This window comes from Tsukamurella sp. DT100, assembly GCF_049844855.1.
In the GTDB taxonomy this organism is placed as follows: domain Bacteria; phylum Actinomycetota; class Actinomycetes; order Mycobacteriales; family Mycobacteriaceae; genus Tsukamurella.
The window spans coordinates 110,453-123,898 of sequence record NZ_JBNCLV010000004.1; the positions used below are offsets into that span (position 1 = coordinate 110,453).

Sequence of the window (13,446 nt, forward strand, 5' to 3'; positions counted from 1 at the left end):
TCAGCCGACGCGGTAGGTGAGCTCGCGGATCAACCACGTCTGCCGCTCCCGCGCGACGTCCGCCGCGGCGGGGCCGTAGTAGTAGCGCAGGTACTGTTCGCCGGCGCGGCGCTGGGCTCGGGTGGGCAGCGTGGCGAGTTCGGCGGGCGGGGCGAGTTTCGCAGCCTCGGGCGTGGTGATGGCGCTCTGCAGCCACCGTCGCTGCTCGAGGATCATCCACCACCAGGCGCCGCCGAGCAGGGTCAAGGTGACGGCGCATTTGAGCAGGATCAGCGCGAAGGCGATCATCGGGTTCTCGCCACTGGGCGCGTTCCACCAGAAGTGCATCAGGTAGGAGAGCGCCAGAGCCAGGGCCGCCAGCGCCGGGCGGCTCCGCAACAGGGCCAGGCCGAGCGCGAAGAAGCCTGTGTACACCCAGTGCGACTGGAAGCCGAAGAGCGCGCGCAGCAGGGTCACGGTGAGCGCGCCGGCGGCGTCGGACTGGGCGTCGCGCAGCGCGAAGGTCATCGCGTAAGTGAGGTTCTCCACCACCTGGAAGCCGAGGCCCGCGAAGGCGCCGACGGCGAAGATCTGCAGGGGCCGACGCAGCCGGTCGCGGAACATCACCAGCAGCAGGGCGACGCCGGCGCCCTTGATCGTCTCCTCGTCGAGCGGGCCGACGAGGGCCGCGCCCCAGACGGTGGCGCCGGGATCGTCGAGGACGTCGCTCACGGCGTCGGAGGCGAAGCCGTTGATCTGCAGCGACAGCCCGCACGCGCCGATCGCGCCCCACGCGAACGCGAGCGCCCAGGCGCTGCGGACCTGGGCGTGGGAGCGGTCCAGTGCCCAGATGATCACCGCGATGACGGCGGCCGCGAGCACGATGATCGGCAGCGCCACAGCGATGGCGGTGCCGGACTCGGCGAGCCGCGGCACCATGTCGCGCGCGAGTACGTAGCCGCCGCACACCAGGCCGGCCGCGTACACCCAGAAGGAGATGGTGGTCATCCGCGCGCGCATCAGACCTCCCGCATCGACTGGACGAGGGCGGTCAGGTCCGGCACGGCACCGTCGGGTGGGCGCAGCGTGAGCACCGTGACCAGCAGTGCGTCCCGTCCGACCACGGCGCACTCCCCCTCGCGGCCGCCGCCGGTGGCGGTGCAGCTGCGGCCCGTGAAGTCGGCTCCGCGGAGTTCGCCGGTGAAGCGCGCGTCGACGCCGCCGGCCTCGAACTCGCGCAGGCGGCGCGGGGCGGCGGAATCGAAGTCGGTCATGCCGGTGGTGAGACGCACGGAGAGCGAGCTGCCCGTGGCGTGGGTGAATCGCGCCACGTCGGCCCGGCCGGACGGCACCTTCTCCCAGCCCGACGGTGCGCGGAAATCGACTCCGGCGTAATCGTTCCCAACACGGTAGGCATGGTCGGCGACGGGCGTCTGCGGTGTCGGCACGGCGCGCTCGATCCCGAACCACCCCGCGGCGAGGCCGCCGACGACCAAGATCACACCGGCCGAAACGCCCGCGTCCACTGCGCGGATTCGATTCATACCGCTAGCATAAGTCCGAAATTGCATCATGCGTCACTGGCGTTACAACCTCACGAAGGACACTCGATCATGCTCAAGGGATTCAAGGACTTCCTCCTCAAGGGCAACGTGCTGGACCTCGCGGTCGCCGTTGTCGTCGGTGCCGCGTTCACCGCGATCGTCACCGCGTTCACCGAGAACATCGTGCAGCCGCTCATCGCCTCGATCGGCGGCGGCAAGGACGTGCAGGGCCTCGCGTGGCAGATCGTCTCGGGCAACGACAAGACCGTCGTCGACTTCGGCGCCGTGATCACGGCAGCGATTAACTTCATCCTCGTCGCGGCCGTCGTCTACTTCGTGCTGATCCTGCCGTACGAGACCCTGAAGAAGCGCGCGAGTGGTCCGGCTACCGAGGACGAGGTGGACGTGCTCGTCGAGATCCGCGACCTGCTCGCCGCGCAGGCCGCGCAGCCCCAGGGCGGCGCGCACTCCGTCCTGCCGCCCACGGGCCAGTTCCCCTCGCAGAAGCCGCAGATCTGACCCCGGCTACAACGAAAGCCGGCCTCCCCCAACGAGGGGAGGCCGGCTTTTCGCTTTCCGGTCCGACGGTGCCGTCGGCTCGCGTCAGCCGAGGGTGAAGCGATCGCCCCAGAGGATCACGCGACCCTTGCTGTCGCCGACCTGGGCGCGGACGATCACGTACAGGCGGGCCTGGGCGTACCCGGCGCAACCGTCGACGCCGATCGTCTGGTCGCTGTAGGTGAAGCTGCCGCTCGAGCCGGTGAAGTCGAAGCTGGTCGACGGGGCCGCCCAGTCCGGGTCGATCTCGTCGCCGGGCTTCGGCCAGGTCGAGCGGTCATAGGTCAGCGACTGGGTTCCGATCGAACCCGCCGAGAGCGAGAGGGACGCGCCGGTCGAACCCGTCACCGAGGGCTCGATCGTCGGGCCGTTGAAGCCGACCGAGGCTCCCGACGCCGCCTCGACACCGGCTTCGACGCCGGCCGACCCGACATCGATCTGGCAGCCCACGGCGTACCCCGCCTCGATCGATCCGCCGTCTGCATCGGCGCCGTTCACCTTAACGCTGACCGTTCCCGATACCCAGGCGTTGCGCGTGGTCGGCAGGGCGACCATTCCCGGCGACAGGCGGGCGCGCTGCCCCGTGACGGAGACGGTGATCGAGCCGGATCCCGCCTTCACCGTCTGCGAGGCGTTGCGCAACGGAATCACGGTATCGGCGCTCGCCGTAGCGGGCGCGAGCAGCGCAGCGGTCGCGGCGCCTGCGGTGGCGAGCGCCGCCGCAGCGAGGGAGATTCTCGGGGTCATGTACCCAGTCCTTTCGTACGCCGGCTGAGCTTCGCCGACGATTGAGAGGAAGCTACCAGCCGAAAAACGCCCAAACCGCCCGTGGAAACGCTGAGTTAACACTGACGGGAAGCTGTAACAGAATAGGCACTTTCTGAGGACTCCGGAGGGTTTCGGGCCGCAAACGACGGAGCGCCCGCCCCAATCAGGGCGGGCGATCCGTCGGTCGGAGCTATTCGCCGTCGTTCGCCGTCTCGCCGCCGGTGCCGGGCTCGGCTTCGGCGGTCGAACCCGCGCTGCCGGACGGCTGCGGGTCGTCACTCCCCGTGGGCGCGGTCGGCTCCTGCGTCGTCGGCGCGCTCGGCTCCGCGGGCTTCGTCCGGTCGGGACGGTCGAACAGGTCACGGACGGCGCCGATGAGATCGCGCCCCTTCGCCCCCTCGCCCGTCCCCGAGCCACCGGTTCCCGGGGTGGTCGGCACGGTGGAGCCGGCCTGCGACGAGCCCTCAACCTCGGGTGCGCCCGAGCCTGAGCCGCTGAGTGTCTTGACGAGAGGCTTCGCGGGCTTGGCCCCCGTCTCGGCTGCAGCGCCACTGGCTACCGAGCGGTCGGCCGCGGCGTCGGGCAGAGTCGGGACGCCGGGAAGGACGGCGCCGATCGCCTTGAGGTCGTATTCGAGGATCTGCCCCGGCAGCGCGACCACGTTGCCGGCCACCTCGGTGAGGTAGCCCTGAATCGCCTGCGCCGCGCCGGCGAAGTCGCCCCGGAGCGCCTTCTTGTTCACGGCGTCACTCACCGCCTGGAAGATGTTGGACTTGTCGGCGACGCCGTTCTTCGCGACGAAATCCGCGTACTCGGCGTCGGACTGCTCGGCCGTCTTCTTGGGGAGAGTGCCGCCCCCCTTCTTGAGGTACAGACCGTCCTCGTCCGTCTTGTAGCCGACGGTGACGAACCCGGCGAGCCTGGCCTGATCGAAGTTCTTCAGCGGGATCCCGGCAACAGTCAGCAGGCTCCCGACGGTCGGGAGCGCGAACGGGCTCGCATCAGCCGGGGACGCGGCCGCCCGAACCGCGGTCGCGGTCGCTGCCGGCTTGGGAAAGAAGGCCCCCACGTTCAGGTTGATCAAGGCCGCCGGGAGGGCGATCACCTTCGCGGCGAGCTGGGCCAGGTAGTTCTGGATCTGCGCCGCGGCGGTGGCGAAGTCACCCTTCAGCGCCACCTTGTTCACCGAATCACTGATCGCCTGGAAGATGTTCACGTTGACCGCCACGCGGTTCTCCGCGACGTACTTCGCGTAGTCCGCGTCGGACTCGCCCACCGCCTTCTCTCGAAGCGGCTTATCGTTCTTGTCCACCAACTTGCCGGCGGCGTTCGTCTTGTAGCCCGTGAAGACGAAGGCGGACGTCCGAATCAGCTCGAAGTTGCTGAAGGGAAGCGCGAGCACTGTGAGCGGGTCGGGCGCGAACGACTCCAGAGCCGGCAGCTCCGGCAACGCGGCGGCCTGCTGTGTGGAGACAACGGCCGCGGGCGCGGGCGCAGAGGTGGCGGCGACGGCGTTCGCGCCGACCGGGTTCGCGATGATCGCGGCCGCGGTGACTGCGGCGGCCAGCGAAGTGGTGCGCTTCATTGCTATTAGTTCCCCTCAGTTCAATCTCAGGCGATTCCTACCTGTTCCTGAAAAATAGCACCGCACATGGAAGAAGAAATACGAAGTACGGAAAGTCGGTTGAGCAATCCATTACCAAGCAATGAAAAGAGTTCGGGCCCCTGGGAGCGATACACGCGGTGGCGGCTTTCGACATTGCACCAGCAATTCGCCGACGGTTCCGGAACCGGACAGAGAGGCACCGAAGTGACCCCCGCGCGAACGACTCCGCCGCGCATCGGTGCACGTCATTCGGCTGACGAGTGACGCCCTGCCACGCATATCGCACCGTTGCAGACTCCGGGCTACAGAAAAGCGCATCGCGCGCCCCGGGAAGCCCGAGACGCGCGATGCGCTGATGTGAAGAGGAGCGGCTACTTCGCCGTCGAGCCTGCCGACGAATCCGACGCGCTCGACCCCTCCGATGCCGACGAGTCCGACGCGCTGGAGTCGCCGGTGGACTTCGACTCCGCGGCCGGCTTCGACTCCGCAGCGGGCTTCGCATCCGCCGTCGGCTTCGACTCCGCAGCGGGCTTCGCATCCGCCGTCGGCTTCGCGTCGACGGTGGGCTTCGACTCCTCGACGACCGGCTTGGTCTCCGTCGCCGTCGACTCGACCGGCTTGGTCACCGTCGGCTCGGCGGCCGGCGTGGTCACCGTCGGGGTCGACTCGACCGGCTTGGTGACCGTCGGCTCCGCCGCGGGCTTCGCGGTCTCGGCGACCACCGGCTTGGCGGTCTCCACCGCGGGCTTGGCAGCCTCGACGGTCGGCTTGGACGTCTCCACCACCGGCTTCTGCGCGACGGTCGCCTTGTCGGCGACTGACGTCACGAGGGACTCGTCGGCGGTAGCGACCGAGGTCCGCGACACCGCATCCGACGACGTGATGGTCGGCGCGGCGACGCCCGGGGTCAGCGAGGCGATCAGCTTGTCGATCTTGTCCGATGCCGCCTTGATCTGCGCGCCCGGGAACTCGACGATCGTGGTCACCGACTTGGACACGGCGTCGACCACGAGGTTGACGGCATCGCCGAACTTGCCCTGGAAGATCGCCTGGGGGACCGAGGTGAGCAGGCCGTAGAAGTTCTTGTAGATCGACAGCGCCGCCTGGCCGCCGGCGTACGCGGTCGCGACCGGGATGCCGAGGACGTCGAGCCCGGCGGTGATCGGGTTCGGCTTGGCGGCCGTCTCGGACGAGACCGTGGCCGCAGCCTTGGGGGCTTCGGCCGCCTTCGGGCCCGCGCCGGTGGCGATCCAGGTCAGCGAGTCCGTGACCGCCTTCTGGAACAGGCTCGGAACCGAGCCGAACTCACCCTTGAAGATGGCTTGCGGCACTGAGGTGAGCATCTTGTACCAGATGGTGTAGACGCCCTGGCTGGTCTGCAGGACGCGGTAGACCGCCTGCACCGGAAGGCCGGCGAGGTTGAGGAGATCGGTCACCGACTTCGGCACCGTGGGCAGCTCGACAGCAGCCTGCGAGCTCGCGGCAGAGGCGGCAGCAGTGGCGCCCTGAACGGCCTCGTCGGTGACGACGACGAAGGTGCCGAGCGCGGCCGGAACAGCGGCGGCCGCATTCGCAACCGCGGGAGCCGCGGCGATGTTCTTGAGCACCGCGGCGGGGGTCGCGATCGTGCTCGCGACGGTGGCGGCCGGGGTGGCGGCGGGTGCCGAGGTCGCGGCGACGGCGCCGGAGACCGGTGCGATGGCGACGGCGGCGGCAGCCACGATCGCGGTGACGGAGGTGAGGGAGGTGGCCTTCGTGTTCATGGTGTCAGCTTCCTTGAGGACGGATGCAGCGCCCGGGATTCATGCAGTACAAACCGGGCGGCGCCGTGCCCGATTTGTACGTTGGTACCAATCTGTCGAGACACAGAAGGCGGTGCCCGAATGGACACCGCCTCCTAGCGTGTGATGGCTATCAGCCCAGGGTGAAGGGCTTGCCCCAGAGGAAGACCGTCGACTGCGTGTTACCCGACTTCACCTTGACCTTGGCGAAGAAGCGGGCCTGCGCGTAGCCGGCGCAGCCGTCGACGCCGATGGTCTGCTCGGTGTACGCGAGCGAGCCCGACGCACCCTTGAACTTGAAGCCGGTGCTGGGATCGGCCCAGTCGGGGGCGATCTCGTCGCCGGGCGACGGCCAGGTCGCGCGGTCGTAGGTCAGCATCTGCGTGCCGATGCTGCCCGCGGAGAGCTTGATCGAGGCGCCGGTGGTGGCGGTGACCTTCGGCTGGATGGTGGGGCCGTTGAACGAGACCGAGGCTCCGGACTCGCCGGTGACGCCGGCGGTGACGCCGGCCGAGCCCACGTCCACCTGGCAGCCCACCGCGTAGCCCGCGGCGATGGAGCCGCCGTCCGGCTTGCCGCCGTTGATCTTCACGGAGACCAGACCCGAGACCCACGCGTTGCGGGTGGTGGGCAGGGCCACCATGCCGGGCGAGAGCTTCGCGCTCTGGTTGGTGATGGTGACCACGACGTTCGAGTCGCCCACCTTGTTGGAGACGCTGCCGTTGGGCAGCGGGATGAAGGTGTCGGCGTTGGCCACACCCGTGGAGACGGTGCCGAGCGCCACGCCGGCCGCGGCGGCAACGACGGCGCCGCGGATCGCGATGTTCTTCATTGAAATGACATTCCTTCGGGAATCGCCGCCCCGCGGGGCGGGCAAGAGAGAGTCAGGTCGGTCGGGAGATCAGCCCAGCGAGAACGGCGCGCCGTACAGGAAGCCCTGGATACGGTTGCTGCCCTTGATCTCGACCCAGGTCACGACGCGCGCCTGCGCGTAGCCCGAGCAGTGCTTGATGTCGATGTTCTGGTCCTTGATCGACACGTTGTACGTGCCGGCCTTGGTGAACTTGATCGAATCGGTCGAACCCAGCTGATCGCCGCGGCCGTAGCCGGAGACGCTCGAGGTCGCGCCCGGGGTCAGCGGGACGGACAGTCCGACGCCAGCACCGCCGAGGCTGGCGCTGGGACCGCTCGAATCGAGGCCCGCACCGGGTCCGGTGACCTTGCCCTCGACACCGATCGCGCCCGGGAACTGGCAGCCGACGATGACGCCGACGCCGAGCTTGCCCTGGATGTCCTTGGCGTCGGCAGGAGCCGAGACCGTGACGGAGCCGTTGGACGTGTACCACGCGGTGCGCGACTGCGCCGTGGCGAGCGAGCCCTGGATCGCCGACGAGTTGCCCGTCGACTTCAGGACGACGCTCCAGCCCGCGGGGGCCGGGACGGTCTTCTGACCACTGGGCAGCGGGCCGGCGTTCGCCGATCCAGCAGTGACCGAGGCAGCAGCAGCCACCGCGATCGCAACGACGCCAGCGCGCCCTGCAACCTTGCTCATCTTGCTCATTCGTTCCCCTCACCAGGAATCATGGTGTGACGCTCCGGTAGGAGCGCCGGCCGGCGACTCACCCAGCCGCCCTGCCGAATCCTGCGCTTCGTCTCAGCTCAGGATCACTATCGGTTCCCCGGAAGTCTTCGCTGACCTTCGGTTCTCGCGGAGCATATCCTCAGTTTTCCAGGTCGCGCAACGCTTTCGATCTTCGTAAATGATGAGTTCGTGAACCTTCTCATCGCGATCGCGAATCTCGTACTCATGCGTCGACCTGCACTTCTTAGGTTGCACTCACCGAAAACGGTCATCTACCTGCATGAAACTTAGGGTGGGCTTCGCCCTTAGAGTTCACTCAGATACACCAGAGCCGTAACCTGACCGTTTCACTGGGCGGGCGTGTCCTTAGTCACACTACCAGCAGGTTTGCGACTTCAACGGCTCTACCCGCCGTGGTGCGGCGGGCGATTCTCGCGATACCAACGCTCCGTCGGGTCACCGTCGGGCCCGGAACGGCGAGACGCCGCGCCCGAGCGGGGCGCGGCGTCGTTCGATCCTCGGCCGGAGCCGGAATCGGGCAGATCGTCCTTGGTCTGCGAGGGCAGGACGTCCCCGAAGATCCGCGCGACATCGCGCGCGGAGTACTTCCGGGGAGCGGGGCCCTCGGGGGTGGATCCGGGCTCGGACATCACCGCGCCTGGTCGTCCCCGCCCGCGATGTGGCGGATCACGTGGGTGGCGAGCGGCGTCAGCGTCGCCATGCCGTCGCGGATCGCCGCGCGCGAGCTGGCGAGGTTCACCACCACCGTGCTGCCGGACACGCCGGCCAGGCCGCGCGAGAGGCCCGCGTCGGCCGCGCCCGCGGCGAGGCCCGACGAGCGCAGCGCCTCGCAGATGCCGGGCAGCTTCTTGTCGAGGATCTCCTCGGTGGCCTCCGGCGTCACGTCGCGGGCGCCCACGCCCACGCCGCCGATGGTGACCGCCAGGTCGACGCCGCCGATCACCGCGGTGTTCAGCGCGTTGCGCACGTCCACCTCCTCCGCGGGGACCACGACCACGGCGTCCACCTCGAAGCCGGACTCCTCGAGCAGCTCCGTCACCAGCGAGCCCACCGACTTCCCCGCGCCGGACGCGCGGGAGGCGCCGGGCTGCAGGTGGTCGTCGACGACGACCACGAGGGCACGGCCGATCACCCCGGCCCCGTCGAGGGCGGCGTCATCGAGGGCCGGCACGTCCAGCACGTCGTCCTCCAGCCACTCGGCGTCCGCTGCTCGGCTCTGGCTCATCTCCGCGGTCATCTTCGACTCCTCCGTCACTTGTCCAACTTATCGAGCGTCACCTGCTTGGTCACCGGACTCGTACTACTCGGGCTATCGAGGTAGGTAACGGTCACGGTAGCCCCCGGCGGGTAGGCGCGCACGGCCCCGATCAATCCGTAGCCGTCGCTGATCTGCAGATCGTCGACCTTGGTCACGAGCGCACCCTTCGGGATGCCCGCGCGGCCGAAGCCGCCCGTCGCCGAGACGTCCACGACCAGCGCGCCGGGCCGGCTCACCGACGCCCGCGGATCCACCGTGATGCCCACGGCCGCGTGCGTCGCCGACCCCGACTCCATCAGCTCCTTGCTGATCCGCTGCACCTGGTTCGACGGGATCGCGAAGCCCAGGCCGATGCTGCCGCCCTGCTGCCCCGTCGCCTTCGAGCCGCCCAGCGTCGCGATCGACGAGTTGATGCCCACGAGCCGGCCCGTCATGTCGACCAGGGCGCCACCCGAGTTGCCCGGGTTGATCGCCGCGTCGGTCTGCACCGAGTTGATCACCGTCGCCTGGTCGGAATCCTTGCCGCTGGTCGCCACCGGGCGGTTCAGCGCCGAGACGATGCCGCTGGTCACCGTGCCCGCGAGGCCCAGCGGGGCGCCCACGGCCACGACCTCCTGGCCGACGGTCAGCTTGCCGCTGTCGGCGAAGGTCAGCGGCTTGAGGCCGCGCTTGTCCGTCTGGATCACCGCGAGATCGGTGATGGGGTCCGTGCCCACCACGGCGGCGTTGCTCACGCTGCCGTCGGAGAAGGAGACCGTCAGCTTGCCGTTCCCGGCGATGACGTGGTTGTTCGTCACGATCTTGCCGTCCGCGCTGATCACGACGCCCGACCCCGACGACTCCGAGCTCCCCGCCTGATTGTCGATCGACACCACGGCCGGCAGCACGCCCTGCGCCACGTCCTGCACCGAGCCCTTGACCACGGGCGGCGCGTCACCGCCGGACACCGTCACCGTCGGCGACGCATCGCTCTTGCCCCACACCAGGTACGCCCCGGTCACCGAGAGCAGCGACGCGATCAGCGCGATCGCCACGCCCATCGCGACCAGCGCGCCCATCCCGGGCCCGCGCGCGGGCGTCGTGGTCACCGCGGGCAGGACGCCCGGCCCCGGGTAGCCCGACGGTGCGCCGCCCGGCGCCGGGTAGGTGTTCGAGTACTGCTGCGTGGGCCGGTACTGGCCCTGCGCACCGGGCTGGCCCGGCTGGCCCGACGCACCGGGCTGGCCCGGCTGCCCGTACTGCTGCCCCGCCGGCTGCCCCTGCTGATAGGGATTCTGCGGACCCTCGGTCATGGAGCCCCCTCCTTCGTGTTCTTCCCCGCCAAGACTGCATACGCCTTCTGTGAAGTGCCTGTGAGCAGATTGTCACTTCCCCCGCAGCAGGCGCAGGCGGGGTTCCCGCTGCACCACCTGCGGGGCCCTGCCACCCGCCACCGGGCTACCGGGGATCTCGAGACGCACCAGCGCGCCGCCACCGTCGGCCGTGCCGACCGCGACGGAACCACCGTGCCGCTCCACCACCTGTTTGACGATCGCGAGGCCCAGGCCGGAGCCGGGCATCGAGCGGCTCGCCATCGAGCGGTAGAAGCGCTCGAAGACCAGCTCCCGGTCCTCCTCCGGGATGCCGGGCCCGCTGTCGGCGACGCTGAGCGCCGCCCGGTCGACGCCGATCTCGGCGAGCTCGACCCGGACGACGGAACCGTCGGGCGAGAACTTCGCAGCGTTGTCCAGCACGTTCACCACCGCGCGGCCCAGGCCGCCGTTGTCGCCGTAGACGTACCAGGGCGCGCTCGTGACGTCGAAGCGGACCGTCGGGCGACGGCGCTCCACGCGCTCGACCGCCTTCTGCACGATCTCCTCGAGGTCGACCTCCTCGTTCACGGCCTCGGGCGCGTCCTCGCGGGCGAGGTCGACGAGGTCGCCGACCAGCGTGGTCAGCTCCTCCACCTGGGCGAGGACGTCGTCGGAGAGCTCCTTCATGTCGTCCTCGGGGATCGGCGGCGCGCCCGGCTGGTTCGCGGCGACGAGCAGCTCGACGTTGGTCCGCAGGCTCGTGAGCGGCGTGCGCAGCTCATGGCCGGCGTCGGCGACGAGGCGGGCCTGCCGGTCGCGCGACTCGGCGAGGGCCTGCAGCATCGTGTTGAAGCTCATGGTCAGCCGCGCCAGCTCGTCGCGGCCCACCACGGGGATCGGGGTGAGGTCGTCGGTGCGAGCCACCCGCTCCGCGGCCTCGGTGAGCCGCTGCACGGGTCTCAGGCCCCCGCGCGCGACGGCGGTGCCCGCGATCGCCGCGAGCACGATGCCGCACGCGCCGACCACGACGAGCACCGTGCCCAGCTCGCTGAGCAGGTTCTTCGTCGGGGTGAGGTCCTCCGCCACGATGATCGTGACGCCGTTGTCGAGGCGCCGGGCCATCACCCGGGTGTCGCCCTCGGAGCGCAGCGACTGGGCGAGCTTGCCCGAGATCACGTCGCGCTCGGGCTGCCCGATGGGGACCTGACCCGACGGGCCCGAGTGGTACGGCGTCCCGTCCGGGTAGACGACCATCGTGCGGTTGACGGACATGTCCGGCCGGAACATCAGCATCATCATCACGGTCGTGAACTGCGTGACCGGCGAGCTCATCGCCGGCGCCACCGAGTCGACCTGCTGGTGCAGCCGGTTGTCGACGTCCGCGTACATCGCCCGCTTGACCACGAAGAACGCCGACGCCGCCATGAGCGCCACCGTGATGCCCACGACGGCCGCGGCCAGCAGCGTCACGCGCCAGCGGAAGCTGACGTTGCGGGTGACCGGGTTGGGGTCGCGCATCGGGCGACGGTCCCGGACCTGCCGGTCGCGGGCCTCCGGGCGGGCGTGCCGCGGCAGAGGGCCGGACGTCGTCGGAACGCGCCCCGTCATCGGATCACGGCGGGGTCTCGCGCAGGACGTACCCGACGCCCCGCACGGTGTGGATCAGGCGGCTCTCCCCCTCGGCCTCCGTCTTGCGGCGCAGGTAGCCGACGTACACCTCGAGCGCGTTCCCCGAGGTCGGGAAGTCGTAGCCCCAGACCTCCTCGAGGATGCGGCTGCGAGTGAGCACCCGGCGCGGGTTGCTCATCAGCATCTCAAGCAGGCTGAACTCGGTGCGGGTGAGGCTGATGCTCCGCTCGCCGCGGAGCACCTCGCGGGTGGCCGGGTCGAGGCTGAGGTCCTCGAACCTGAGCACCTCGTTGTCGGCGCCCGCGTCCGGGGTCGCGCGGCGCAGCAGCGCCCGCATCCGGGCCAGCAGCTCCTCCAGCGCGAAGGGCTTGGGCAGGTAGTCGTCGGCGCCGGCGTCGAGGCCGCTGACCCGGTCGCTCACGGCGTCGCGGGCGGTGAGCACGAGGATCGGCAGGTCGTCGCCCGCGCTGCGCAGGCGGCGGCACACCTCCAGACCGTCGATCCGCGGCATGTTCAGGTCCAGGACCAGCGCGTCCGGGCGGTTGCTCGCGATGTGATCGAGCGCGTCCTGCCCGTCGACGGCGGTGTCCACCTGGTACCCGTTGAAGGTCAGCGAGCGGCGCAGGGACTCCCGCACCGCACGATCGTCGTCGACCACCAGAATTCGCATAGTCCACAGTCTTACCGAAGTCGTGTGTGAATTGGCTTAAGGGGTGCTTGTCGGCACTCGGCCCTGAGCGAACAACCGGTTCAGCGGCGGCGCAGCGCCTTCTTGCACGCGCCGACGAAACGTCCGGCCACGTCCTCGGGGGCGACGGGCACCCGCCAGCCCTGCCACAGCGCGAGCAGGCGGAAGCCGGACGCCAGCACCGCGCCGACCAGGAGCGCGCGGGAGTCGGTGGCGCCCCAGGAGGCGGCGAGCACCGTCGCGCCGGCGCCGGTGAGAGCCGGGATGGCGTAGAGGTCGCGCTCCTGGATGAGCAGCGGCACCTCGTTGACCAGGATGTCGCGCAGCACGCCGCCGCCGAGGGCAGTGGTGATGCCGATGAGCGCGGCGGCGAACGGGCTGGCGTCGTGGTGCAGGGCCGTCAGGGCGCCGGTGGCAGAGAAGACGCCCATGCCGATCGCGTCGAGCACGAGCACGGAGTTGCGGAGCCGGCCGAACTGCGGGTGGAAGACGAAGACGAACGCCGCCGCGATCGACGCGGTGGTGATGTTCTCCCAGCCTTGGAAGGAGGCGGGCGGGTGGATGCCCAGCAGCACGTCGCGGGCCACGCCGCCGCCCACGCCGGTGAGCGCCGCGAGGGTCCACACGCCGAACAGGTCGAGCCGCTTGCGGACGCCGATGAGCGCGCCGGAGGCGGCGAAGACCGCGATCCCCGCGTAGTTCAGCACCGCCAGCAGCACGTATGCCCCCTCGGATACACC

General features: G+C 69.8%; 14 protein-coding genes. 1 reads left to right on the forward strand and 13 read right to left on the reverse strand.

Annotation, left to right across the window (positions count from 1 at the left end; translation table 11 throughout):
* Together ACLQ3K_RS10675 and ACLQ3K_RS10680 are read right to left on the reverse strand one after the other, a co-directional pair.
* A complete protein-coding gene (locus ACLQ3K_RS10675; RefSeq protein WP_425999178.1) occupies positions 1 to 987 on the reverse strand; it encodes a PrsW family intramembrane metalloprotease in 987 nt (328 codons plus the stop codon).
* A gap of 11 nt (positions 988 to 998) precedes the next feature.
* Positions 999 to 1,523 (reverse strand): hypothetical protein, encoded by a 525-nt coding sequence (locus tag ACLQ3K_RS10680; RefSeq protein ID WP_425999180.1) that lies wholly within the window; start codon positions 1,521 to 1,523, stop codon positions 999 to 1,001.
* Between the two features lie 69 nt (positions 1,524 to 1,592).
* Between ACLQ3K_RS10680 and mscL the strand changes: the two genes are divergently transcribed.
* Complete coding sequence (gene mscL, locus ACLQ3K_RS10685; RefSeq protein WP_425999182.1) at positions 1,593 to 2,042, forward strand: large-conductance mechanosensitive channel protein MscL; 450 nt, start codon at positions 1,593 to 1,595, stop codon at positions 2,040 to 2,042.
* Between the two features lie 84 nt (positions 2,043 to 2,126).
* On the opposite strand, the gene ACLQ3K_RS10690 is transcribed toward mscL, so the two are convergent.
* The 11 genes from ACLQ3K_RS10690 to ACLQ3K_RS10740 all read right to left on the reverse strand — a co-directional run bounded on the left by ACLQ3K_RS10690 (position 2,127) and on the right by ACLQ3K_RS10740 (position 13,425).
* Entirely contained in the window at positions 2,127 to 2,828 is a 702-nt protein-coding gene (locus ACLQ3K_RS10690) for an MspA family porin (RefSeq protein ID WP_425999184.1), read from the reverse strand.
* Positions 2,829 to 3,039: 211 nt separating this feature from the next.
* Positions 3,040 to 4,434, reverse strand: coding sequence for a hypothetical protein (locus ACLQ3K_RS10695; protein ID WP_425999186.1), 1,395 nt, complete (start codon positions 4,432 to 4,434; stop codon positions 3,040 to 3,042).
* Positions 4,435 to 4,826: 392 nt separating this feature from the next.
* Positions 4,827 to 6,218, reverse strand: a complete 1,392-nt coding sequence (locus ACLQ3K_RS10700) for a hypothetical protein (protein ID WP_425999188.1) — start codon at positions 6,216 to 6,218, stop codon at positions 4,827 to 4,829.
* A gap of 151 nt (positions 6,219 to 6,369) precedes the next feature.
* Positions 6,370 to 7,068, reverse strand: coding sequence for an MspA family porin (locus ACLQ3K_RS10705; RefSeq protein WP_425999190.1), 699 nt, complete (start codon positions 7,066 to 7,068; stop codon positions 6,370 to 6,372).
* Positions 7,069 to 7,137: 69 nt separating this feature from the next.
* Positions 7,138 to 7,797, reverse strand: a complete 660-nt coding sequence (locus tag ACLQ3K_RS10710; protein ID WP_425999192.1) for an MspA family porin — start codon at positions 7,795 to 7,797, stop codon at positions 7,138 to 7,140.
* Between the two features lie 425 nt (positions 7,798 to 8,222).
* The gene (locus tag ACLQ3K_RS10715) at positions 8,223 to 8,468 is read right to left on the reverse strand and encodes a hypothetical protein (RefSeq protein WP_425999194.1); all 246 of its coding nucleotides are present in this window, start codon (positions 8,466 to 8,468) and stop codon (positions 8,223 to 8,225) included.
* The gene (locus tag ACLQ3K_RS10720) at positions 8,468 to 9,076 is read right to left on the reverse strand and encodes a MogA/MoaB family molybdenum cofactor biosynthesis protein (RefSeq protein WP_425999805.1); all 609 of its coding nucleotides are present in this window, start codon (positions 9,074 to 9,076) and stop codon (positions 8,468 to 8,470) included. Before ACLQ3K_RS10720 ends, ACLQ3K_RS10715 begins: the two co-directional genes overlap by 1 nt.
* A 14-nt stretch (positions 9,077 to 9,090) precedes the next feature.
* Complete coding sequence (locus tag ACLQ3K_RS10725) at positions 9,091 to 10,389, reverse strand: S1C family serine protease (RefSeq protein WP_425999196.1); 1,299 nt, start codon at positions 10,387 to 10,389, stop codon at positions 9,091 to 9,093.
* A gap of 72 nt (positions 10,390 to 10,461) precedes the next feature.
* A complete protein-coding gene (locus ACLQ3K_RS10730; RefSeq protein WP_425999198.1) occupies positions 10,462 to 11,907 on the reverse strand; it encodes a HAMP domain-containing sensor histidine kinase in 1,446 nt (481 codons plus the stop codon).
* Between the two features lie 94 nt (positions 11,908 to 12,001).
* Entirely contained in the window at positions 12,002 to 12,688 is a 687-nt protein-coding gene (locus tag ACLQ3K_RS10735) for a response regulator transcription factor (RefSeq protein ID WP_425999200.1), read from the reverse strand.
* Between the two features lie 80 nt (positions 12,689 to 12,768).
* Positions 12,769 to 13,425 carry a trimeric intracellular cation channel family protein gene (locus ACLQ3K_RS10740; RefSeq protein WP_425999202.1) on the reverse strand — a complete coding sequence of 219 codons (657 nt, stop codon included), beginning with the start codon at positions 13,423 to 13,425 and terminating at the stop codon, positions 12,769 to 12,771.
* Positions 13,426 to 13,446 lie beyond the last annotated feature (21 nt).

Bases quoted from the DNA above. Each gene is read 5' to 3' on its own strand.
- ACLQ3K_RS10715 (WP_425999194.1), bottom strand. From the start codon at position 8,468: ATGTCCGAGCCCGGATCCACCCCCGAGGGCCCCGCTCCCCGGAAGTAC.
- ACLQ3K_RS10680 (WP_425999180.1), bottom strand. From the start codon at position 1,523: ATGAATCGAATCCGCGCAGTGGACGCGGGCGTTTCGGCCGGTGTGATC.
- ACLQ3K_RS10690 (WP_425999184.1), bottom strand. From the start codon at position 2,828: ATGACCCCGAGAATCTCCCTCGCTGCGGCGGCGCTCGCCACCGCAGGC.
- ACLQ3K_RS10730 (WP_425999198.1), bottom strand. From the start codon at position 11,907: ATGCGCGACCCCAACCCGGTCACCCGCAACGTCAGCTTCCGCTGGCGC.
- ACLQ3K_RS10695 (WP_425999186.1), bottom strand. From the start codon at position 4,434: ATGAAGCGCACCACTTCGCTGGCCGCCGCAGTCACCGCGGCCGCGATC.
- ACLQ3K_RS10675 (WP_425999178.1), bottom strand. From the start codon at position 987: ATGACCACCATCTCCTTCTGGGTGTACGCGGCCGGCCTGGTGTGCGGC.
- ACLQ3K_RS10710 (WP_425999192.1), bottom strand. From the start codon at position 7,797: ATGAGCAAGATGAGCAAGGTTGCAGGGCGCGCTGGCGTCGTTGCGATC.
- ACLQ3K_RS10720 (WP_425999805.1), bottom strand. From the start codon at position 9,076: ATGACCGCGGAGATGAGCCAGAGCCGAGCAGCGGACGCCGAGTGGCTG.
- ACLQ3K_RS10725 (WP_425999196.1), bottom strand. From the start codon at position 10,389: ATGACCGAGGGTCCGCAGAATCCCTATCAGCAGGGGCAGCCGGCGGGG.
- mscL (WP_425999182.1), top strand. From the start codon at position 1,593: ATGCTCAAGGGATTCAAGGACTTCCTCCTCAAGGGCAACGTGCTGGAC.
- ACLQ3K_RS10705 (WP_425999190.1), bottom strand. From the start codon at position 7,068: ATGAAGAACATCGCGATCCGCGGCGCCGTCGTTGCCGCCGCGGCCGGC.
- ACLQ3K_RS10735 (WP_425999200.1), bottom strand. From the start codon at position 12,688: ATGCGAATTCTGGTGGTCGACGACGATCGTGCGGTGCGGGAGTCCCTG.
- ACLQ3K_RS10700 (WP_425999188.1), bottom strand. From the start codon at position 6,218: ATGAACACGAAGGCCACCTCCCTCACCTCCGTCACCGCGATCGTGGCT.